This window comes from Mariniflexile sp. AS56, from assembly GCF_030552475.1.
Classification (GTDB): Bacteria; Bacteroidota; Bacteroidia; order Flavobacteriales; family Flavobacteriaceae; genus Mariniflexile.
Genome location: NZ_JAUPED010000003.1, coordinates 250,218 through 275,608, shown reverse-complemented (window position 1 = coordinate 275,608; position 25,391 = coordinate 250,218). Strand labels below are relative to the sequence as shown.

Sequence of the window (25,391 nt, the reverse complement as noted above, 5' to 3'; positions counted from 1 at the left end):
GTATATAGAGCCATTACAGCCTTCACCTGTATTAAAAACAGGTTCGCGATGTTAGCTGTTACTTTTAAATAAAAAAGTCCGATTCTTTCGAACCGGACTTTTAAATTATCACTTTTGTTTACAGGGATATTATTGCTTTACAATACGTTTTACAAATGAGTCATTTTCCACTTGAACTTTAAATAAATAGATACCTGGAGCGAAGTTTGAAATGTTAATTTCTGAAGATGTTCCGTTGATATTTCTATTTAATAATTCTCTTCCATTCAAATCAAAAACACCCACACTAGCATTGTTAAGTTGTTTGCTTTTTATTGAAACAAGACCGTTTGTTGGGTTTGGGTACAGTTTTATTTGTCCTTGTAAAAAATCACCCACACTTAACGTATTTGTACCATTAACTTCAACCTCGGCTAGAGCAATGGCTCGATCTGAAGTTTTTGATATTCTTACAACTTTACCTGTTATCGCACCAGTATCTATGGTTAATGGGCGTGTGGATGGATAGGCTGCGTAAAATTGGGTGAATGTAACATCACCATTAGCGTTTAACACCTCCACAGTAAAGTTATTAAAATCATTAACATAAGGCGTACCATTACTACTACCTGTTCTGCTGTAAATTACAATTTCCCAAATGGACTTATTCGCACCCAAATCTACTTGCCACCATTTAAGCGTATTGGCCCCATTGGTTCCGTGCTGGGTATGTGTTACGGAATTTCCACCAAAATTACCATTCGTACTACCGTCGTTACCTCTACTAGCCTCTCCCCCATAATCCGTGGTTGATTGTGTAGCAACACCTCCGTTAGTAGCTAATGCTAGGTTGGTTAATTCAGGCATATCTTCGTGAAATTGAAACCAGTCTAAATTAAAAGCACCATTTCCAAAGTACAAATAAACCTCATGTACACCGGTAACTTCTTGAATTAAAGAAGTAGTAACCTGTTCCCAAACTTCCCATCCTCCTGTTTTAGGGACTGTAATTGAGGCAATCATAGTGCCATCTTCTGGATGATCTAGCATCACGTTTATATAGCCATTTTCAACGGTTGACTCGGTAGGATAACCTGCAACATTGAAAGTAATTTGTGGTGGTGCCACCGAAGTAAAGTCCATACTACCATAACGAATCCACTCATTATCATTAATACCACCTAGATATGAATTATTTATAGGTACAACCCCATACATTTCGCAATAGGCTAAAGCATCTATCTGGCTGTAAGCATCATAATCTACTCCAAAACACCCATCATAATGAAAATAAAAATTATCTATATTTAATAGCAAGCCGCTATCGCCAGTAAATACTAAATAAATATCATGTACACCTGTTATTTCACTAATGGTATAACTTTTAAAGAGGTTATACGTATTCCAATCTCCTGTGTTTGTAATTGCTACGGTTGCTAATAACGCACCGTCAACCGCACCACTTCTCACTTCAACATTTCCGCCTGCGGTATTCGAAGACGCTAAAATTTCAATAGCATTGTACACATCGCTATCCCCAAAATCAACATTTGAAAATTTTATATAGTCTGTATTTTCAATATTACTCACTACTTGGTTAAAAGCAGAGCGACTCTCAACAGTAACACCTGAAGAATCACAAAAATTTTCTGCACTTATAGGCATGTATGGGTTATACGAAGCAGTAGCACAAGGGGTTGCAACAAAATTTAACTTATCTAGGCTAAATAGCCAACCCGTTTGCCCATTAGAAGTGGTAGCCACAAAATAAACATTAACTAAGCCACTAACAGTTTCATTTAAACTTGTTGAAAATGCTTGATATGAATTAGCTGTATTGGAAATAGGAATGGTGGCCAATAAAGTCCCACTTACACTTCCTACTCTAACCTCTAATGCCACATCATTATTAGTGCTAGATGCCATAACTTCTATGGAAGCCATATTAGTTAAGTCGATATCATTAAAACGAATCCAATCTCCTGCATTTATACCAAAAACCTCTCGTTCATTATGCCCTCCAGAAATCTCTTGAATTCCGACACCAGACATCGTATCATAACATTCTGCCTGAAGATTGTCTGCTCTGTTATCACATGGTCTATCATAATCACAAGTAGTCAAGTTATTTATAGTATTACCAGACACATTACCAGTTACGGGGCCACAAGAGTTTATAGTACACCCAGATGCATTTTCTAAAATAACAGGATATTTAGTGTTATTCGTAAAAGTAATATTATCAGCATTTCTAGTAGGTGGCGGTGTTACAGACCCTGCTAAAAATCTATTTGCAGGTCTTGTGCCTCCCAAAACAATTTTAATATCTGGATTATAATAAGTGGTACCATCATGAATAGTAATATTATGGTTAGTTCCACCTGCAAAAAAATAGGGTGTATCTCCAATTTTCGGAATATAATTATCTAAAATAGTCACCTCATAGGTAGCATTAGATCGTGAAATATCTTCTGACAATATTGGACCTACTGATGCATCTGCACGACAATTAATAACATCGCCATCATTACCAAGCCAGAACCCGCCTTCACAAGCCAGTGCTGTACAATTTTCTATTCGTTTATTATTACCACCTTCTGCACCCGTATTAACCCCTACACGCATCTTAACAATAGTACAATCAATAACGGTTGTGTTTTCAGTCCCTCTATCAACTCCTGTAGAATTTCCATTCGAATCGAATATAACACCTGTGGAGTATGCTCTAATACCTGCTTCCTGAAGACTAAATGTATAGTCGCTTGTATGATCTTTTAAATTAAAGCCCCATACGGTTTCAAAATTCTCATTATCGGCAGGAGAATCCGTGCCTTCTTCTTGCAACATCTCACCAACGGTTCTTAGCTCGCCTTCCACATAACAACCTTCAATTTTTGCATAATGAGAACCTTGCACAAAAATACCGTGCCCATAAGCTCGCATTATCACAGTGCAATTTTTTAAATGGTTCCTATCTCCTCTAACAAGTATGCCCGCATGTTTATTATGGTTTATTACAGACCCGCCGCCTTTACCAAATGTATCTCCGTACCCATAAGGAAAAGACCCCCTAGTTGTTGTTTTAAAGCCTTCAATTCTATTATCGGCACCATCAAGATGAATGGAACCTGCTCCTTTGGTAGGAACAGTCATACCAATATCTTCCATGGTTAAATTTAGGTAGACATTATTGTTTCCTGCAGGCCAAAACTCGATGATATCTATATTTCCAAATTGGGTAAAAATAGCTGTTTCATATTCAAACTTTACACCTGTAAAATCGAAGGTACAGTTATTCCCAGTAAATAACAATAATCTAGGGTCTGAAAACAACTTACCTGGGCCACAGTTATCGGTATTAAAATAATAAGTACCTGAAGTCATAACGAAATTACCATCGCTATCATTTAAATGGCTTTTTAATTCGGCAAGCGAACTTATAACGGTTTGCGCTTGGGTATAACCCATTGTCAGTAAAAGGACTGGAATAATAAAGGATAGTATTTTTTTTCTCATTTAATTAAATATGTTTTATAGTTAGTTGTTACTTCCAAAAATAACTAACAAGTAAAAAAAATCGTATAAACTATAGTTCAAGTATTATAAAACATACCCCCTTTCACTATTCATTTAAATGATTTACACCAAACACAAGGCAAACCTATTTTATTTCTAAGGTTTCAAAAATTAAAAGAAAACCGTTAAATTTCTAGTAAAAAAAAAGTCCGATTCTTTCGAACCGGACTTTTAAATTGTCACTTTTATTTATAGGGATATTATTGCTTTACAATACGTTTTACAAATGAACCATTTTCCACTTGAACTTTAAATAAATAGATACCTGAAGCTAAGTTTGAAATGTTAATTTCTGAAGAGGTTCCATTGATATTTCTATTCAATAATTCTCTTCCATTCAAATCATAAACACCCACACTAGCATTGTTAAGTTGTTTGCTTTTTATTGAAACAAGACCGTTTGTTGGGTTTGGGTAAAAACTGAAACCTAATTCTTGTTCTAGCTTGTTGGTGCTTAGTGTACCTTGCACGATATTAAAATCTTGCCAAACTGCTGCTGACGCATACAAAGCACTTGTACTTGCTGGTACGTATAAGGTTATATTAGCAGGTGTTAAATTTGTAAATACAGTAGATAAAATAGTTGGAATAGTTCCAGCGGTTGTCCAGTTTACCTGTATTCCTGTTAAATTTGTACAATCTCTAAATGCTAAATCTTCTATAGTAGTAACCGTTCCTGGAATATTTATAGAAGACATTTTAGCAGTACTAAAGGCCGATTTCCCAATAGTTACTGCACTAGGTATACTGACAGATGAAAGTGTACTATCTCCAAACCCATGAAACGCGAAGTTACCAATTGATGTAGCAGCGGCAAAGTTTGCAGTTGTTAGTTTTGGACAGTTGAAAAATACATTTTGAGTTTCAACAGTAACTATATTCTCAAGGTTTATTGATTCTAAATTCACAGCCCCACTAAACGCATTTGTTTTAAGTAAAACGACTGAAGTAGGAAGCACTACAGATGTTACGGTTGTATTATTTAAAAAAGCATCAGCACCAATAGCAGTAACACTGTACGTATTAGCATCACCATCTAATTTTGTCACCGTTGCTGGCACTGTTATAGCCGCTAATGTACTAGATGCGACTTCTACCTCTAGGTTATCAACACTTGTTACTCTATACTCAATATCATCTACAGTAAATAAGGTTCCAACTGGATCTGCAGGTGGTGTTGGTATTGTTCCTTCTACAATATTATTTACATGAAATAGATTCCATGGTGCCGTAGTTTCATAAATTGATTTTTTTCCTGATGGTACATATAAAGTTACTGTACCCTCGGTACCAATAGCTATATCTCTAAAAAAAAGAGTTGGGTCTACGGTAACTTCTGTAGCAGGATCCTGCCAATTGACTTGAACTGCAGTTAAGTTTTTAAGTCTTCCTAAGAATATATTTTTAATATCATTTACAGTACTTGGAACATTAAAACTACTAATTCCTCCAGCTTTATCACCTGAATTGTAAACAGAACCTGTTCCTATGCTCACAAGCGCCGGTAAATCTAATTTTATAAGACTTAAACAGTTATTAAAACAGTAATTGCCCAAAGTAGTTACATTTGATGCACCTTCTATACTCGTTAAAGACCCACAATTTCCAAAGGCTTTCAATTCTAATCTCACAACATTTGCTGATAGTACTACAGTAGTGACAGCTGAATTCTCAAAAGCGGATGCTCCAATTGAAGTAACATTGTAAGTTGTTGTGGTTGCAACATCTGTTGCCGTATCTGGTATTTCTATAGCCGTTAAGGAACTTCCTGTAACTGCTACTTCATTCGGCGTAACCGATGTTACTTTGTAACTATAATCACCATCAGTAAAAAGGTCTCCTATAGTTTGTGCACTCATTGTTGCTGTTACCAATAAGGCAACAAATAATTGTAATGTTTTTTTCATAATAAATAAATTTTTGGATTAATTAATATTAGTGGTTACTTTCAAAAGTAAGAAACACATGAAAAAATCGTATAATTTATAGTTCAGGTCCTATAAAAGATGACCCTTTTTCCAATTCATTTTACAGATCTGTAAGTAAAAACAATTAAGTGATACTACAATTCTTTCAAAACAGAAAAAGAATGACCTTTCTTGTTTGAACAAAAAAATCCGATTCTTACGAATCGGATTTTTAAATTATTACTTTGTTTATAGAGATACTATTGCTTTACAATACGTTTTACAAATACACCATTTTCTACTTGAACTTTAAATAAATAGATACCTGAAGCTAAGTTTGAAACATTAATTTCTGAAGATGCCCCACTAATCGATTGGTTTAATAACTCTCTACCGTTTAAATCGTAAACACCCACGCTTGCATTGTTAAGTTGCTTGCTTTTTATAGAAACAATACCGCTTGTTGGGTTTGGGTAAAAACTAAAACCTAGTTCTTGTTCTAGCTTGTTGGTACTTAATGTGCCTACTCCAATATTAAAGTCAGTCCAAACAGCTGCAGCCTCATAAAATGATGCTGTATTTGTTGGTACTAATAAATTTATACCGCTTAATGTTAAACCATTAAACAAATTACTTACGGTAGCACTAGGAATAGCACCAGATGTTGTCCAATTTACTTGTATATCTGTGATACCTGTACACCCTCTAAAAGCAGCAACGCCCATGGTTGTTACTGTACTTGGAATATTAATAGAGGTGATTGATTTACAATCTCTTATCATTTGAGCAGGTAAAACTGTCCATTCACTAGGAATAGTAAAAGAAGTAATTCCTGTATTTCTTAAAACGCCGTCACCAAAAGTTACAGCACCTGGAACAATTACCGAAGTGATTTTGCTACAGTTGAAAAAAGCATAATTGCCTGCACTTACTGCATTTGTTAAATCTAATGGTGCTAAGGTTAGCTCTGAACAACCACTGAAACTATTAGACCCATAGGTTACAATGTTTATAAGATTTATAGTTACTAAACTCGTACAAAGAGAAAATGCATCATTCCCAATTGAAGTTACTGAACTAGGAAGTGTTACTGACGTAATAACAGTTTTTGCATTAAAAGCCGAATCACCAATGGCAACGACATTAAACGGTACAGAACCATTATTGGCAACTCCTGGTATTATAGCATTTGCTGTTTCTTGTCCAGAAACAAATCCTGTTACCTTACATTGATTAGGGTTTGTACCTAAAACAGTGTACGTATACGTGCCATCATCAAAATTTAGGTTTTCTATACCTACGCACGAATTAGTGATAATTGTATTTCCTGAGCCATTATTAGTAACTGTACCTGTTGTATTAATAGTACTCGCACTTGTGGTTGCTAGGACTTCTACAGGCATTTCTGTGCAATTATTTAGAGTAATACCTGAAGTTGTTTCCGATCCTAAAGGTGAAAACGGGTTGGTTCCAGAAGGTCTCGTAGCCCCCACCAAAATTTTATGATCTTGTGTTCTTTTGTTATCCTGCCATTTTGTTAATGTCACCTTATGGTTGGTACCCGAAATGGTTGCAATAGCATGCAAGGTCGTTGTAGGAAGGGTTGGCATTAATTCCAATTCCACTTCGGTATCCGAACCACTTAAATATAACAAAGGTCCATTAACGGCATCACCTCGGCTGTTTTCAATTTTTCCTTCATTAATATTATAACCTGCTTCACAACCAGTTGCTTCACAATTTTGAATTAAAATGGGACCACCAACTTCTAAAGCAAAACCTACACGTGCATTTCTAGCGGTACAATTTATAAGTGTTACACCTGCCGTCGTGTTTCCTGCGCCTTCGCCATACGTACGAAAACCCACTTCGCTTAACGATTTTGTATAACCTGGGGTAATAACGCTATTTCCTTCATAATTTTTATATACTGCTTCAAAATTCAAATCATAAGCAAGACCTGAAGTTTCTGCTAACATGGCATCGGTAGTTCTAGTAACCGCTTCTGCATAACAGTCTTCAAAAAGCACATTTCGACCACCTTGAACAAAAAACAAATGCCCAAATGATTCTGAATATATAGAACAACCTTTAATGGTTATGTTTAATCCATTTACCAACAAGCCACTGTGTTTCCGCATTGGCACTAAATTAGGACCTCCTTTACCAAGTAAATCACCGTAGCCATAAGGTGAAGAACCTTTCATATTTAATGTTACATTTTCCACAACCGTATCATCTCCAGATACTACGAACGACTGACCGCCACTTTTTGTAGGTTCATATCCTATATCCGTAACCGTTAATCCTTTAAAATTGATATTATTACCCGTTAGGTGAAATTCAATAACATTGTTACCCAAATCATTTAATAAGGCGGTATCTACATTAATGGTTACACCCGTGAAATCGAATGTATTGTTGCTTCCACTGAAACGAATCATGGCTCTTCTGCCAAATTCATCGGCTGGTGTATTAGCAGCAATAAACTCTGATGAGTAAAGATAGTCTGTCATTTTATAAAGATCAGGGGTCATGGTAACTATTTGATCTGATTGCGCCGCCACTGTAGCTAATTGTGCTACACTTGTAACAGTTACTGCTGTTTGAGCTGAGACACTTAAACATGCTAAAAGAAAAAAGGCAAAAGAGAAAAAATAATTTCGCAATAAAGTATTGAGCACCTTTTTACATATTGAAGCTAGTAATTTTGTTATCATAATTTTTTTAGTTTGATTGTAATGTAAAGCTATCCAATTAGAATAAGGCAGATTATAAATTATCATGCATTCTCTATAAATTATAGGTTAATTTCAATTAAAACCCCGTCAACAAACACAGACTATAACACAATTACAAGCTTTATTTTAAATTGGGTTCGAATTACTTATAGTTGAGAACATAACTATACCCGTTAAGCTATTATTTACTTTTTAATAATTTTCTTACTAATGAAGTAGCCATTATTATTAATATTTACAATGTAAAGTCCTTCGTTCAAACGACTTATATCAATAGATTGTTTACTGCTCTCTATGTTGCTTTTAAGTATTAATTCACCTAAAACATTATAAACTTCAACAACCGCATTTATACTATTGGTGATGGTAAAATTATTAGCTACAGGGTTTGGATAAACTTCTACATTATTTTTTTGAAACTTTTGATTAGAAAGTATCGCATCTACACCATACACCTCAACTTCTGCTATGGTTAAATCACGCCCATCTGCCTTAGAAATTTTCACAACTTTACCTATAACACCTCCTGTTTCTATGGATGTGGAAGGGTTTGGATAGGTTGAAAAAAACTGAGTAAATGTAATAGCACCTTCAGAGTCGATTACTTCTACCGTAAAATCGATGAGTCTTTCACTGTAATTGCTTCCTGTTCTATTAAAAATAGTAATATTTTCAATATTATAGTCGGCTTGTAAATCTACCTGCCACCATTTAGCAGCACCATCGCCATTATTTGTATGGGCTACAGAGCCATTATTATAATTTCCATCGGTATTACCATCTATAGCTAATGATGCGTTAGCGACCGCATAAGTTGATGATTGTGTCGCCATACTACCATGGGAAGCCAAAGCTAAATTGGGAATTGATGGTGTTGCTTTTATAAAATTAGATTTTATTATTGCAGATGAAGCATCTGTAACTTCTACCAAATAATAATACGTTTCGCCGTTGTTTGCCGTTGTATCGGTGTAATTGTTGCCACTTACATTCTCTGCAATTAATGTTTTACCCGCTTCACTTAAATAGGCATTTCTGTATATATTTTGACTTCCTAACGCTATATTTTCTAAAGTCCAATTTAAAGCAACCGAACTATTTGCTGTTAAAATATTTAAAGCCACAGAAGGTGGCGTAGACTCCAATTTAAACCAGTTCAAATTAAAAAGACTTCCGGTTCCTCCCACAAATACTAAATACACATCTTGAACACCTGTAAGCTTACTTATTGAAGAACTCACTGTTACATAATCTTGCCATCCGCCCGTATTGCTCACGGTAAGTGAACCTATTACGGCTCCTGTTGCACTTCCCGTTCTAAGTTCTATAGTTCCTCCTGTAGTGTTGCTTGCAACTCGTGCTCGAAATTGATTGGCACCAGTGCCAAAATCTACATTATTAAACGCAATCCAATCGCCATTATTAATAACACTCACATGGTCTGTACCTTCACTACTTGCTTCTGTTTCTACACCTAACATGGTATCGTAACATTCTGCTTCAAATAAAGTAGATGGTGTTAAGTTACAAGTGTCTACGACATCCTCTGTTACATTAAAAACATAACAATTCATACTTTCGCCTTTTACTGTTGGTATGAATGTATTACCCGAAGCCGTATAAGACGTTGTAGAACCTTCAATAGGCGTATTGTTCGTCCAATAATGTGACGTTACTTGACTTGTTATGGTCGATTGATCCATTTTAATTGGCATGGTATAATCGGCATTTCCTTTGTTGATAACCCATAAAACCATTTTGTTATTTTCTCTAAACGTGATAGTCCAAACATTGGATGCGGAAGTTACCGAAGACGTCACATAGGTATGATTTAAGATGTTATTAGCAAATTGTTTCATGATATAGTACCCTTTAACACGTCTACCTGTACCATTAGCTGGATAATAAATAGCGCGGGTTTCTTTATCAATACCTCTTGACCAAATCTCAAAGAAAATCTCCCCACTTAAGCCCGCTTCATAAGCAATGGCTTTGTCTATATAAACACCAATGGCTTTAGACATCGCTGGTTCAACACCATAAGTGGCCGCTCCAGATCCCGTACTAAACTCGTCGTTATAAAGTTTTTTGCCTAATGCATTGGCTTTTGCTATTATGGTAGCCCATTTGGTATCGCCTTCGTTTTGATAATCATGACTGCAAAAAGAATCGTACTGGCCTTGCGAACCGCGTGCTGCTACATCATCTATAAAACTTATTCCTTGAGAAATACTCCAAAACCCTTGTTCAGAAATTAATGGCATGGTAATACTTCTTGCAACACACTGTGCCCTTAATGACGTGGTTATATTATCTGACCTTCTAGCGTTTACAAATGAGGTCCATTCTTTGGTAATAGACATGGTATGAATTGCCACACCTTGACCTTCCATAAACTCCAAATAATCGGCTAAAAAGACGGCATATTTATCAATTTCTACGGCTTTGGTGGAATAGTTAACAATCCAATCTGGCATGTTATTATCGTTTCCAAAACCGTCATAATCGGTTCGCATGGTTGCAAAAAACTTAATATTAGGGTTTACAGCTTTAATTTGCTGCATCGTAGCGACTTGCTTTGTATAAAAATTCCAGTTTTTAGTGCCTTCAACCATTTCTTGGTTTTTATCAAACTGTACCCTACAGTAATTAAAATTGACATCACCAAAACCCCAATTGATAATTTCAGCCTTGTTTTTTGCATTTTGAATAGCGATGGAATTACGTTCTATATCGCCCCCCATCATATCGATGGTTTGTTTGTAATTGGTTGAATTTACTGTAATAGACTGAGCTGTTGCTATAACTCCAGACATAAATAACACGGAGTAAAAAATACTTTTTACTAAGCGAAAGGTTTTTTTACGATTTTTCATATGAATAGGTTTAGCTTATTTTTTTATGATTTTTTTAGTTTCCATAACACCACTTTTATTCATTTTCACAAAATAAATACCGCTGTTAAAATGATTCATATCTATCGTTTGATTTGAGTGTTCGATCTTTACTTTTAGCATTGATTTTCCTAAAACACTATAAATCTCCACATCGGCGCCAATACCATGGCTTATAGTTAAAATATCGGTTACTGGATTGGGAAATATTTTAACTTGGTTTAACTCTTGTTTTATAGTTGATAACACTTGAGCATCTACACCATAAACCTCAACTTCTGCTAGCTGTATTCCTCTGTCTGAAGTTTTTGATATTTTCACAATACTACCTATTACACCCGCAGTACTTATAGTAATTGAAGGATTAGGATAGGATGCAAAAAACTCGGAATAAACTACAACACCATTTGTATTTAAAACTTCAACAGTAAAATTGTTTAAATCTTGACTATAATTTGTGCCACCAGTTCTATTAAAAATATTGATAGTTTCTATTTTATAATTAGCCTCTAAATTTACCTGCCACCATTTAAGCGTATTACTCCCTGTTGTTCCATGTTCTGTATGGGTTACCGAATTACCTGACCAAACACCATTTGAATTGGTATCGATGGCACGTTCAGGAAGACCACCATAAGCTGTGGTTGATTGCGTAGCTATACCATGAACGGGTGCTAAATTTATAGGATCTGGATCTGCTTCTACAAGTGATATCGTAAAATTATTTAACTTAAATGCATTCGAAGCTCCATTAAACACCAACCTTAAAGCCTGTACACCTTTTGACAACCTTAGGTTTGATGCTACTTGTAAATCTTTCCAATCGGTTAAACCTGTAGAGTTGGCACCTCCAAAAGGAACCACAACATCTGAAGTGACATCGACATCTCCTAAATTAAATTTGATGGTTCCATTCGCATTCGCCGACGCGTAACGTATAGACATATTATAAATTCCGTTTGCGGGTACATTTACGGTGTAGGTTAACCACTCACCCGTCTCGATATTGGTGATATTATAACCACCTTCTGAACATACTTCCAAATCTACATCGTCATTAGCACGATACTCAGTTCCTGAATTCCCTGTACTCACATCATGATAGGTACGGCCTTCTGCTGCTCCTGAGAAAAAATCGTAATTTTCTGCCTCTATGGTTGTTGGCAATTCATTCATTTGATAATCTGGAAGGTTACCCATAAAACCACTTATGGGGTCTCCAGCACAATTAACAGGACGTCTAAAACTTAAACCTCCCCAACCCGGAAGATCGGTACCAGTTCCTTTTTCATAGCCATTGTGTTCTATGGCATATTCTCTTGCGCGTAGTGTCCATAAGGCATCATCTGATTTATCTTCTCTAACAGTGAAATGTGCAGCGGCCATTTCATAAACAGGCCTGAAAATGCCTTCTTCCCCTCTACTATTTCTTGTTAAATCAGCACCAACCCAAGGGTTCATTTTTAATGATTTCCATCGACCGGTTCTTGTTCCATATTGATAAAAAACAGGTGGTTCCCATGCACTAGTTTGGTCTGGGTATGATTGTGCATATGAAAGGTTATATTTGGTTGTAAACTCCAGCCCCAATAAAACACGATCGTCTAAAAAACCATAAAGGTTCTCACCCTGATTCCAAACAACCTCCATAATTTCGGCAATAGTACTTATCCCTAATGAAGAATGAATTTGGTCTCTACTACTTTCTTGACACTGCCCATTATCATAAATATAATGCTGAATTTGGTCGTCATAACCATAATCTGGAATGGTATTTTCTCGACCATTTAATTGAAATTCATCGTAATATTCGTTTGATGTCGATGAAGGAGTATTGCTTACAATGGGAGGTCCTGAAGGATAAGGAAGATCGTCCGTTCTATGCGGCAAGCCTTTTATTTGCCTTAAAGCACGCTCATAAATAATTTCATTATCTAAAAACACGCCAATAGCCATAACGGTTCTCCAGGCTAATAAACCTTGGTTACCATGTCTACCCGGATCTCCCATATAGGTTCTCCAATAAAACGTAACATTATCATTATCTATATCTGTTTGAGGCACCGTCGTATTCGAATACCCAGGATACACCAACATATCTTTAAAAGCTTGAATGTCGCTAGCAGCCCATCCCGTGTAGGTACTTTTAATAATTTCCGCAGCATTTATTAAGGGTGCACCATACAAACCAGCACAAAGCGGCTCGGTACCTCCGCCATAAAAATTAACTAATTTGCTCCAAGCATTTAAAATTTCGATGGATTTTTCAGCATGTCGAGTATCGCCTGTGATATACCACATTAGGGCATTTTGGTAGGCAGCCAAAGCATCATCTTCATACTGATTACGTTGATGTGCTGGGTTTTCTCTAGAAAGCGTATGATCATTAGGATCCTTTCTAACCACATAACTGAAACTCGATTTCCCGTCTGATTTTAGGCTGTTAAATGATGAGATATACGGATTAACGTCTGCATCCACCATGGCCTTCATACGGTCTAAATCGGACTTTTTATGCCATAAACCTGGGTGCACAAATTGCGCATGAACAGAACCTACCATTAAAAACAAAAAGAACACAACACGGCATGCTTTTTTGTTTAATATTGAATTTAGAGAATGGTTTTGAGTATTTTTTTTAATCATACTTTATTTAGTTTAGTTGGTTGTTGGATTCTCCTAGCAAAGAGAATGATGCTATAAAAACAAAAAAGAATGCTTTTATGGTATTAACAATATTATTGTTATATCTAGATAAAATGTATAAACTATAATGCTTTCATTATAACTTATAATTCATTTTCATATAATAAAAGCCCTACGACTCTTCATAAACAAAAAAAAAAAAAACAGCACCAAGAATATTCTTGATACTGTTTAATTCATTTTTTAGTCTTAAAGCAACTTCCGTTTAAGTATTATTAATATGGAGTGTCTTCCTACCTAGCTTATTAGCTTATTTTTTAAGAAACTTAAAGGTTTTACTTTCAATTCCTTTTAAATTTATTAAGTACATTCCTCTAGATAAATCACTTACATTAAGCTTTACTTCTCTTAAACCAGACTGTATTGCTTCTTCTTTTATTACTTTACCGCTAACATCTAAAATTGTGTATTGGCTGTAATATCCCACAGGCATTTCAATGGTAAGTGCATCACTAGCTGGATTTGGGTAATAACCAATTTTACCCTCTTTAATATTATCTGAAACAGATAATGACCCAGCGTCTTTCATTGTAAAAAAGTCTATATTAAATTGGCCTCCAAACGTAAACACAAAATACACAGTTTGAACCCCTGTTACCGTTTGAGTAAATACTCCATTTTCAGTTTCCAAGTAAGTCTGCCAACCTCCAGTTTTTCCGTTAGACGTAACGCTACCTATTTGAACACCTGGTGCCCCTGCACCATCATCTAAGTGCATTGTAACCGTATGATCCCCAACTTTGTTACTAGCTAAATGAGTAGAAAAACCAGCAATATTTGTTAAATCCACATTATCATACCTAGCCCAATCACCACTTGCTATGAAACCTATATTTTTTGCAGCATTATCTTCAAGTGTTATCGTTGCTCCATTTAGTCCATTATTAGCTTCTGACTGAAGAACAACACTTTGCGCAAATACATTAGAGAATAATGCTGTTGTTGAAAGAACAGCTGTAAAAAGTAAAGTTTTAATTTCCATTGTAAATTGATTTTAGTTAATTATTTATTTAAAAACTCTTGTTTAGTTACTTATAGTAGTATTGTTTAATTATTCTTATAAAAAAAATACATTTGTATTAAACACCTTTCGCAAGGTTGTTTTTTAAAATAAAATATTAAATAAATTATAGTTCTTTTCTTATAAATTATAGTTCTTTTTTTGAAATAGAAGCTTATTCCTTCACCAACTTAAAGGTTTTGGTTAATTGATTGCCTTTTAATGTTATTAAGTAAATTCCTTTTGAAAAATCACTTATCTCAATATTCAACTTCTGCGTACCACTTGTAATAACACCTTGTTTATTTACACGTCCGCTCATATCAAAAATGGTGTATGCACTAAATTCAGAAATTGGTATACGTACTGTTAAATTATTGGATACTGGGTTTGGGTAAAGACGTATACCATTGTTTTTATCAAACGCCTCTTGAGAAAGTGAATCTGCCTCATCAAACACTAATTGAAACCAATTGATATTCCATCCTCCAGAAAGCACATTCAAACGAATGGTATGGCTTCCTGATGCCAATGATACTGAAGCACTTAATGTTGTAAACGCTTGCCAATCTCCTGTTGAGGCAATACCAGTAGTGCCTTTAGCAACTCCATCAACTAGAAATTCTACAGAACCGCCTCCACTTCTACTCGCTACACGGTAATTCAAAATAAAAGTACCAGAATTAACAATATCAACATGATACTCCATCCAATCTCCAGCGTCTATATAACCAACATTTAACCCTCCACCTACATCACTAGTGGTTTCTGTTCTTACACCATTCATGGCACTATAATCTTCGGCCTGAATTAAAACAGTCTCTTCTGGGTCTGCTTCCACTAGTGATACTGTAAAATTATTTAGCTTGAAAGCATCATCTTCGCCATTAAATAGAACTTTTAAAACGTGTATACCTTTAGATAACCTTACACTACTTATAACCTTAAAATTTTTCCAATCTGTTAATCCTGTAGAATTTGATGAACCAAAAGGAACCGATACGTTTGATGTGACATCTGTTCCATCCAAATTAAACTTTATAGTTCCATTACTATTAGCTGCAGCATAATTTATATCTATATCATATATCCCATTTGCTGACACATTAACGGTATATAATAACCATTCTCCATTTTTAATACTTGTAATGTTATAGTTGCCTCCGGTTAAAGATTCAATATCCACATGTTCATCAGTACGATATTGACCACCTTCATTAGAACTTGTAAGATCACTGTATGTTTTACCTTGACCATTTGAAACCAAATAATCGAAATTCTCTGCTTCTATAGTCATTGGTAATACATTCATATTATACACTGGTAAACCATTTGTATCAAATCCACTTATAGGATCCCCTGGGTTTTCATCTACAGTAAAACACAATGTTCCCGCCCCTGGATGATCGTCGTTATAAAATTCTGGCTGTGCGTAATTCTCGTGTGTTATCACTTCATTTGTGTATGGGTGCGACTTACCTGCACGTGTAAACAATGTAGATGCCATGACGTAAATAGGTGAAAAATCACCACGATCATCTGCACTAATAAAACCATTATTCATCCAGCCAAATGATTGATTACATGGATTAGGCACATTGTTTGTCCAAGAAACATCATTGAAAAGATTGTATTTAGCAGTGTATTCCATTCCTGCAACGAGCCTATCGTTTGAATAACTTACCAAATCGACACCTTGATTCCATGCAATAAAAGCTGGTTCTACTAAATGCGCAATACCACCTTGAGTATGCCCTTGATCTCGCTCACTCTCAAAACATTGACCATCTTCATTTATAATATATTGCGTAACTCCAGCACATCCATCATTGGTATTCGTAAAACCAAATTTATAAGCATCAACGGCTTCATTAAACATAGTCATGTTATCACAAAAAATAGCCATGGACATATTACCTGCTAAACAAGAGGTGCCCCAGTTCATGGAGCGACTTGGCCCTGTACTGGTAATTGGGTAAATCACGTTTTGGAACCAATCTTGCGCCTCCTTAATTTTAGTAGCAGACCAACCAGCGTCTCCATTAAACCCTTGCGCAAGAATTTCTGCTGCATTGGCCATTTTGTTTGAACCAATCCCTTCTCTAAGTGGAGAATTATCAGTTTCGAATGAAGTAACGGTGCTAGCCCAAGCGTTTATAATATTAATTCCGGCAGCTGCATAAGCTTGATCACCCGATGCCACCCATTTTAAAGCCAAAATATAAGCTGCATGTCCTTGTTTTTGAATAGCAGTACTATTTGTAATGGTAGGCGTTACTGTTGCTGTATAAGTCTCATCTATATTGTCATTTTCTAATTCAAGCCAAGCACCATACCAAGGCTCTTCTTGTGCTGCGACTTTGGTTCTAATAAGCGCTAAATCGTCTGCCATTAACCAACCTCCTGGATGGGTTAATTGCGCATAAGAATTCGTTAAACATAGAAGTAAGACAAGTATAAAAACAAGTCTCGTTTTATTAACTGTTATCATAATGTATGTTTTTTTTGAAAATATTTAATTTTTAACTCTTTAGAAAATATTGCCTCAGCTACCTTTTCTTATTTAGCATTATAATTTGACTATTTTCCTTGTAATATTTTTAGTTGAATCGCTGATTGTTAAAACATAAACACCCCTACTTAGTTTAGACACATCTAGTTTTACTTGATTGGAGCCAAGCTTTGTTTGCATCACTATTTGACCATTTAAAGAATACATGGTTATTTTGGCCTCCTTTATATTTATGTTTGCTGAAATTAATGAGATATTAATTTCATTTTGAACCGGGTTAGGATGTATTTTCACTTGATCCAACTCATACTTTACACTTGATAACACAACAGCATCTACTCCATAAACTTCTACTTCAGCCAAAGTAAGTGCTGTAGAAGAAGTCTTTGATATTCTTACTGTTCTACCAATAACATTTCCTGTGTTAACGGTAAATGCATTACTCGGTACTGTTGCATAAAACTGACTAAAAGTCACACTACCATTAGCATCTAAAACCTCTACAGTAAAATTATTTAATCTATCTGAACAACAATCTGTACGGTTGAAAACATTAATAGTTTCAATTTTATAATTATTACCTAAATCTACTTTCCACCAGGGTGCAGGATCCGAAGTTGCATTACCTCCTGTATGACTTACTGATCCATTATTCCAAACACCGTTTGTATTGCCGTCTATGGCATTTGGCGCAAAACCATCACTAGGTCTATCGGTTGATTGTGTTGCCGTTCCATGGGTTATCGCTAAATTTATGGGTTCCGGTTCTACCTCTACTAAAGAAACCGTGAAGCTATTTAATTTAAAGGCATCACTTGTACCATTAAATAAAATCTTTACAGCTTGAACACCTTTTTTTAGCGTCACAACGTTCCCTACCTTAAAATTTTGCCAATCTGTTAAACCTGTGGAATTAGGCCCACCAAAAGGAACGGTTACATCCAGAGTAACATCCTCTCCTCCAAAATTAAATTTAATTTTTCCGTTAGCATTCGCAGATGCATACCTAATATTTATATCATAAGTTCCATTTGAAGGAACGTTTATGGTATAAGTAAGCCACTCTCCATTCTCTATATCCGTTAAGTTATAGCCCCCTTCAGAGGAAACTTCAATATCAACATTTTCATCTAATCTATACGCATTCCCAGAATTACCTGTTGCATTGTCGCTATATACCCGACCTTCTCCGTTTAGAACAAAAAAATCATAGTTTTCTGCTTCAATAACCATTGGAAGTTCATTCATTTTATACATAGGAAGCCCATTTCCATCAAATCCACTTATTGGATCTCCTGGACTAACCCTACGAAATTTCAACCCGCCATACCCAGGATGATCCGTTACGGTTCCTTCGCCTTCAACGCCCGATTGTGCGGTTAAGTAGTCGAAGCCTCTTTGTAGCCATTTATAATCATCACTAGGAAGTCCCAGACGATCTTTATAATGACCAAGGTTCATTTCATAAACGGGCTGTAGGCTATGCTTTCCACGTTCTCTAAAATCTTCCCCCGTACTACAAACCAAATAAGGGTTGACTTTTAAGGATTTCCAACGGCCAGAACGATCGGTACGCTCTATAAACTCACCCGAAGCCACTGTGGGTTCCCATGGAGTTGATTGGTCTGGATACACATTATCATAACTCAGGTTATAACGGTAATAAAACTCCAAGCCTAAAAGCGGTCTGTTATTTAAATGACCATACAAATCGTCTCCTTGATTCCATGCCATTTCTGCCATGACAGCTATAGTTGAAACTCCTGCTAAACCATGAGCTTGATCTCTAGATGATTCTTGGCACTGGCCGTTTTCATAAATATAGTTGCTCACAACCTCGTTGTAGCCATAATCAGGAATGGACGTACCAGACCCAGTTCGTTTATATTCTTCAAAATAATCACAGCCTGATATGTTCGTTGTTTCATTAATTGACGGACCAGAAGGATAAGCCAAATCACCTGTTCGATGTGAATATCCTTGTAAGTAGCGTAAAGCTCTATCATACATAATGTCATTATCTAAAAATATTGCCATAGCCATCATGGTTCTCATACAAAATAAGCCTTGGTTTCCATGTCTAGCAGGATCTCCTTGATATACTCTCCAATAAAAAGTAATGTCTCCACTGTTTAGTGCTGCTGTAGGCTCGGTAGTGGCCGAATAGCCTGGATAAACAAGCATGTCTTTAAATGCCTGAACATCCGGTGCTGCCCAACCATTATAAGTGTGTTCTATAATTTCAGCCGCCTCAATGATTCTCCAAATACGTCCTGAACTTAAGGGTACGCTCATTGAATTTCTTTTAAGCCCCTTCCATGTATTGAAAATCTCTATAGCTTTTTCTGCATGTCTTGAATCACCAGTAATATACCACATTAAGGCATTGTAATAGGCCGCTGTACCGTCATTGATAAACCATGCATCACTGGCTTCCGAGTACTCTGTTACATATGATGGATCTTGGTTCACTACATTAACAGGATATGTATATTGGGCTCTAGAATGGTTTTTTAGATTCGTAAAAGATGTAGCATACGGCTCTATGCCTGCCTCTACCATATATTTCATCCTATCAAGATCGGACAGTTTGTGGGATATTCCCGGATGCACAAGTTGCGCATTTACGTTTGTGAAACCCGAAACAAGTATCAAGAAGAAAATAAAGCTAAGGGATTTCGTTTTAAAAATTGAAAATGTAAAAGACAAACAAGTAGTTTTTTTCATGCTTTAGTTTAGTTTTAGTTGTTGGTGCATTTTATAAATGAAAATCATTTTTTAATAAAAGACTTACCATGCTATCAATATTACAAATCAGATTACAAAAAGAATATAAACTATAGTGCTTTGGCTATAACTTATAAATCATTTTAACATGTTTCCCCCTACTTTAGTTTGCAAAAAAAAAGTTCTACAAAATTTAATTAAGTAGAACTTTTATCTTCATTATATAATCAGGAATGATTTATAAACATCGAGCTAATAACCATTTCACAAAAATCACAACTTCACTATTTTTCTAGTAATACTTTTATTAGAATCGTTGATTGTTAAAACATAAACACCTCTGCTTAGTTTAGACACATCTAATTTCACTTCATTGGCATCTAACTTTGTGTGCATCACTTTTTGACCATTTAAAGTATATAAATTTATTTCGGCATCCTTTAGATTTAAGTTGGCAGAATCCAATGAAATATAAAGATCGTTTTGAACAGGGTTGGGATACATTTTTATTTTAACAGCTTCGGAAGCAACACTTAATGGCGCACTAGAATATTCAATAACTAATTCTGGTATATATGTAACAAAAGTGTTGGAATCTACAAATTCTTTAGAATAGAAATCAATACCTTTCTCACTAGCCGTTGGATCTTCTGGGTCTTTAACGACTACGCTCATTATTTTATCATTATTATATTCTTGAGCGGTGTATGAAGAAATATCCCATTCATTCCAAGCTGGATTGGTTGTAATACGAGCTCGTTCATTTTCAAATGATGGTTTGTTGTTATATTTTATTTCTGTTTCCGTCCAGTTATCATCAGCTACATCATAAATACTACGTAAAAATCTAAAACCTGTTCTTTGATATATTCTTAGTTTGGCAGACATTATAGGGCCAGGAACAGAACTTAAATCAAACTTTAAATATCCGTAACGCCCTGATGCCACTGTTACTATTACACCATCAGAACCATAATTATTACCAGCATTTCCCGCATCCCTTACATAAGAATCGGCAATTACGCTTAAAGTACTAGTTCCTGTAACAGCACTCACAACTCGTAATTCTTGGGTTGCATTAGGAGCTGCATTATAATAAGCATCACCAGCTTGCATAGCCGTTATTGTCGTAGTTCCTGTACCAACAATATGTACTTTTCCACTAACAATGGTTGCTACTGAGGTGTCTGAACTTGAATAACTTACAGGTAAACCAGAACTTGCTGTTGCTTCAGGATCAAAATCTGGGCTACTTACTAATTTAACAGGAATTGTAAAAAACTTAATGCTTTGGTCTTGTTTAACTATACCAGTCTGTACAAACGTAAAATTATCAAGTTTGAATGCTCCTGAAACTCCTCCAAAAGTTAATTTCAAACTTTGCACACCTTTATTTAAAATCACATCACTTGAAATAACGTAGTCTTTCCAATCTGTATCTCCTGTCGAGTTAGGAGTTCCAAACGGAACAGCTAAATCTGTGGTTTTATCTTCGCCTTCCGCACTAAATTTAATCGTACCGCCTGCTTGAGAAGCTGCGTATTTTATGCTGATATTATACACTGCCGTTTCAGGAACCGCAACCGTGTAGGTTAGCCACTCACCCGATTCTATGGAAGTTAGATTAAAACCACCAGTTGTTACTTCCAAATCCACATTATCCATGGTTCTGTATGCACCTCCCGTGTTACTTGAAGTTAAATCGTGGTATATACGACCTTCACCTGCATTAATGGGATCATAATCAAAATTTTCAGCTTCAATAACATTTGGTACTACATTCATAGCATATATAGGCAAACTGTTTGAATCGAAACCACTAATAGGGTCGCCATAACAAAATGCGGGTCTACGAGCTGTAAGTCCGCCCCAACCTATCGCATCATTACTCCATCCTGCCTTTTCATAACCTCCTATTTCTATCGCTTTATCACGTGCACGTTGTGTCCACTTAACTTCTGTTTCCGTTTTAAAACCTCTACCAACAAAGTGTGCCACTGGCATTTCAAACACATTTCTAACTCCAGAAAAATCACCTCTTCCTACCGGACTAACGGCTTTGGAATACCAACGTCCCGTTCTATCAAAACCTTCAACAAATTCATTGGAAGCAACTGTTGGCTCCCACGGCGTTGTTTGATCTGGATAGGATTGAACGAAAGATACATTGTATCTCATATTGTATTCTAAACCTAACAACAATCTATCATTAGCAATTGCATACAGGTTTTCACCCTGATTCCATGCCATTTCAGCCATGGATGTAAGCAAGCCTATTCCAAATGCAGTATGTTGTTGATCTCTTGAACTTTCTTGACATTGTCCATTTTCATATATATAATTGGTCATTAATTCATTATACCCATAATTGGCTTCGGTATAACCTCTAGTAATCCCATAAGTATCGGCATAGTCTCCAACAGCTGTAGGGCTTGCGCTGCTTGTGTTTGGACCTGCAGGATAAGGCAAATCTCCTGTATGAAGATTTAGATCACCTTGTATATACCTAAGTGCACGTTTGTACATGGTATCGTTATCTAAAAATATTCCCATAGCCATAACGGTACGAAATCCTGACAAACCTTGATTTCCATGACGTACAGGGTCTCCTTGGTAAGATTTCCAATAGAAAGTAGCATTGCCTGTTGGAGCTGATGTTGTAGAATAACCTGGATATACTAACATATCTTTAAAAGCTTGCAAATCGGCAGGTAACCACCCCGAATACGTGCTTTTAATAATTTCTGCAGCTTCAATCATGATATAGCCAACACCTCCACTTAAAGAATCGGTACCACCACTAGTAACCGACGTAAGGTTAGACCATGCTTTAAATATTTCAATCGCTTTTTTAGCATGCAAATCATTCCCTGTAACATACCATCTTATGGCGTTATAGTAGGCCGCTCTAATATCACTATTCCAAGCACCGTAATTAACACCTGAATCTCTACCTAATTCGGTAAAACTCGCATTTCCCTGCACTTCATAACTAAAACTCGATTTTGAATCATTTTCCATATTTAGATACGAGGTGTACCACGGATCTATTTGAGCTTCCACCATATATTTCATACGGTCTAAGTCTGATTTTTTATGAGTAATTCCTGGATGTACAAATTGCGCTTGAACCGCACCTACCATAAAAAACAAAAAAGCGATTAGGCTCACTATTTGCTTTTTTAAAATGGTTAAGTTTAATTCCTTTTGAGTAGTGTTTTTTTTCATATGCTTGTTTACTTTAATTTATCAATCATTTTTCTTTCAGAACGATTTTCGAGTGACTAATTTTTATAGTTTTCCGAAGTAACATTCTCTAACATGTAATATTAATAACCAAAAAAGACAATACTTATAAATTATAGTTCTTTGTTTTTAAATTATAGTTCTTTTATAGCTAATGAGTTGTCTTAAACACCCTATTTGTAAGAAAAAAGACAGCTACAAGAATATTCTTATAGCTGTCTTTTTTAAAATTTTTGTACTCCAATTTGTTTCCAAATGAGAGTCACACCCTTCTTAATTCTTTACCAATTTCAAGATTGAAGTATTTTGATTCCCTTTTACAGCTATCATATACATGCCTTTTGAAAGGTTGCTTACATCAATATCCAATTCTGCTATACCTGCAGAAATAACGCCTTTTTTATTAACGCGTCCACTTACATCAAAGATGGTGTATTCATTAAACTCTGAAGACGGGATTTGAATGGTTACTCTATTTGAAGCAGGATTAGGAAACGCACTTAACTTCATGTTTTTTGATTTCTTTTTAACAGATAAGGATGCACTTGGCTTTGCATAAGCTCCAGGATCACTGTTGAAATTTGTAGACGTATCATCGGTTACCTTTAACCAGTACCAATATTCGGTTCCGTTTACCGCTGAATTATCGGTATAACTGGTTCCCGTTAATCCATTTTTCACTAACTGACGGCCACTTGCATTATCATCTGTATCTCTAAAAAGACCTATATTTTGCACCGTAATATTTTGGATATCCCAATTTAGAGTCACCAACCCATTTCCTGCAGTTGCTGTAAGGGTAACACTCGCTGCCCCACTGCTTGGGTTTGCACTGGCTGCATTGGAGTTTGTGGTAGTTGTAGACACATCGGTAGCTTTAATCCAATACCAGTATGATGTTCCACCTACAGCTGAATTATCGGTATAAGTCGTTCCGCTTACATTACTAGCTATTTGCGTTCGGCCACTAGGGTTTGAATCTGTATCTCTAAAAACATCTTGCCTAGTTGCAGTTATATTTTCAAGCACCCAACTAAGATCTACCGTATTTAATCCAGGAGTCGCACTAAGCAACACCCTTGTTAAACCTGTAGCATAGGTACAATTTATACTTGAATCGGTAATATTTCCTGATTGTGTAACACCTCCTGGCAAGCTGTAATCACCACTATTACCATAAGAATTATTATCTGTTACTATGCCGGTTACACCGTTAACACCACTTATACCTTCCAAGGTATTACCTGAAACACAATTTCTTCTAATATCGATATTCGTTGTTGGAACCCCTTCAGAATTAGCAAGAATACCTACGTTTCCGTTATTTTTAACAATACAATCATGTACCAAATAACCATCGGTATTCGCAGCCCGAACCCCTCTAAAATAATTACCAGTCATTTCACAATTGTAGACATTAATATTTGAACTATAAGAGATATTAATACCATTTGCAGAAATAGAATTTAAAAATTTGCTATCTCTCACCTCTGCACCATAAACTCTTCGCAAGTACATATTATGAGCAAAACCTTCCTGCCCAACGGTACCGTTTTCTTCAAACAAACAATCTTTAACTAACAAATTTTTCGTCCCTTTAATATGAACTCCCCAACCTGTCTTATAACAATGAACGTTTAAAATTTGTACGTTATCATGTGGAAAATCATCACCAGATGTAATTTCTATACCGCCTCCATTGGAAGCATTTGTTCCTTCAATAGCAAGGTTTTGAATAACTAAGTTTACCAATCCTTCTGCATCATGAATAATCATTTTCATATTTACAGTGGTTTTAAGCAAACTTGCCCAATTACCTTCTCCTTGAAGTGTGACATTACTCTTCATTCTAACTGGTACCGTTATGTTATGCGTTCCCGCAGCAAGTGTAACAATACCGCCTCCACTAGCAGCCACATTATTTATCGCTGTTTGAATGTTACCTCCGGGTAAAACCGTTTCATCTAAAGCCCAAATAGAATGCGATAAAAAAGTGAAACACATAAAAAATAATGCGCGTTTAAAAAAGTAGTTGTTCTTCATAATAAATAAATTAATTTAAATTAAAAACAGGTTAAATAAAAAGATTTTAGGTGGCATGAG

10 protein-coding genes are annotated in these 25,391 nt (G+C 35.8%); all 10 read right to left on the bottom strand.

What is annotated here, in order from left to right:
* Nucleotides 1-129: 129 nt before the first annotated feature.
* Complete coding sequence (locus Q5N74_RS05465) at nucleotides 130-3,495, bottom strand: carbohydrate-binding protein (RefSeq protein WP_304387725.1); 3,366 nt, start codon at nucleotides 3,493-3,495, stop codon at nucleotides 130-132.
* A gap of 260 nt (nucleotides 3,496-3,755) precedes the next feature.
* Nucleotides 3,756-5,462, bottom strand: coding sequence for a leucine-rich repeat domain-containing protein (locus tag Q5N74_RS05460; RefSeq protein ID WP_304387724.1), 1,707 nt, complete (start codon nucleotides 5,460-5,462; stop codon nucleotides 3,756-3,758).
* Nucleotides 5,463-5,722: 260 nt separating this feature from the next.
* A complete protein-coding gene (locus Q5N74_RS05455) occupies nucleotides 5,723-8,182 on the bottom strand; it encodes a leucine-rich repeat domain-containing protein (RefSeq protein WP_304387723.1) in 2,460 nt (819 codons plus the stop codon).
* A gap of 206 nt (nucleotides 8,183-8,388) precedes the next feature.
* Nucleotides 8,389-11,079: a carbohydrate-binding protein gene (locus Q5N74_RS05450; protein WP_304387722.1), complete on the bottom strand. Its 2,691-nt coding sequence runs from the start codon at nucleotides 11,077-11,079 to the stop codon at nucleotides 8,389-8,391.
* Between the two features lie 15 nt (nucleotides 11,080-11,094).
* A complete protein-coding gene (locus tag Q5N74_RS05445; RefSeq protein ID WP_304387721.1) occupies nucleotides 11,095-13,743 on the bottom strand; it encodes a carbohydrate-binding protein in 2,649 nt (882 codons plus the stop codon).
* A gap of 310 nt (nucleotides 13,744-14,053) precedes the next feature.
* Nucleotides 14,054-14,785 (bottom strand): carbohydrate-binding protein, encoded by a 732-nt coding sequence (locus tag Q5N74_RS05440; protein WP_304387720.1) that lies wholly within the window; start codon nucleotides 14,783-14,785, stop codon nucleotides 14,054-14,056.
* A gap of 193 nt (nucleotides 14,786-14,978) precedes the next feature.
* Complete coding sequence (locus Q5N74_RS05435) at nucleotides 14,979-17,294, bottom strand: carbohydrate-binding protein (RefSeq protein WP_304387719.1); 2,316 nt, start codon at nucleotides 17,292-17,294, stop codon at nucleotides 14,979-14,981.
* A gap of 78 nt (nucleotides 17,295-17,372) precedes the next feature.
* Nucleotides 17,373-20,042, bottom strand: a complete 2,670-nt coding sequence (locus Q5N74_RS05430; RefSeq protein ID WP_304387718.1) for a carbohydrate-binding protein — start codon at nucleotides 20,040-20,042, stop codon at nucleotides 17,373-17,375.
* A 273-nt stretch (nucleotides 20,043-20,315) separates the two neighbouring features.
* Nucleotides 20,316-23,270, bottom strand: coding sequence for a DNRLRE domain-containing protein (locus Q5N74_RS05425; protein WP_304387717.1), 2,955 nt, complete (start codon nucleotides 23,268-23,270; stop codon nucleotides 20,316-20,318).
* A 291-nt stretch (nucleotides 23,271-23,561) separates the two neighbouring features.
* Nucleotides 23,562-25,331 (bottom strand): T9SS type A sorting domain-containing protein, encoded by a 1,770-nt coding sequence (locus tag Q5N74_RS05420; RefSeq protein WP_304387716.1) that lies wholly within the window; start codon nucleotides 25,329-25,331, stop codon nucleotides 23,562-23,564.
* Between the last annotated feature and the right edge of the window lie 60 nt (nucleotides 25,332-25,391).

Coding starts and splice junctions, on each gene's coding strand:
- Q5N74_RS05465 (WP_304387725.1), bottom strand. CDS start 3,495: ATGAGAAAAAAAATACTATCCTTTATTATTCCAGTCCTTTTACTGACA.
- Q5N74_RS05460 (WP_304387724.1), bottom strand. CDS start 5,462: ATGAAAAAAACATTACAATTATTTGTTGCCTTATTGGTAACAGCAACA.
- Q5N74_RS05455 (WP_304387723.1), bottom strand. CDS start 8,182: ATGATAACAAAATTACTAGCTTCAATATGTAAAAAGGTGCTCAATACT.
- Q5N74_RS05450 (WP_304387722.1), bottom strand. CDS start 11,079: ATGAAAAATCGTAAAAAAACCTTTCGCTTAGTAAAAAGTATTTTTTAC.
- Q5N74_RS05445 (WP_304387721.1), bottom strand. CDS start 13,743: ATGATTAAAAAAAATACTCAAAACCATTCTCTAAATTCAATATTAAAC.
- Q5N74_RS05440 (WP_304387720.1), bottom strand. CDS start 14,785: ATGGAAATTAAAACTTTACTTTTTACAGCTGTTCTTTCAACAACAGCA.
- Q5N74_RS05435 (WP_304387719.1), bottom strand. CDS start 17,294: ATGATAACAGTTAATAAAACGAGACTTGTTTTTATACTTGTCTTACTT.
- Q5N74_RS05430 (WP_304387718.1), bottom strand. CDS start 20,042: ATGAAAAAAACTACTTGTTTGTCTTTTACATTTTCAATTTTTAAAACG.
- Q5N74_RS05425 (WP_304387717.1), bottom strand. CDS start 23,270: ATGAAAAAAAACACTACTCAAAAGGAATTAAACTTAACCATTTTAAAA.
- Q5N74_RS05420 (WP_304387716.1), bottom strand. CDS start 25,331: ATGAAGAACAACTACTTTTTTAAACGCGCATTATTTTTTATGTGTTTC.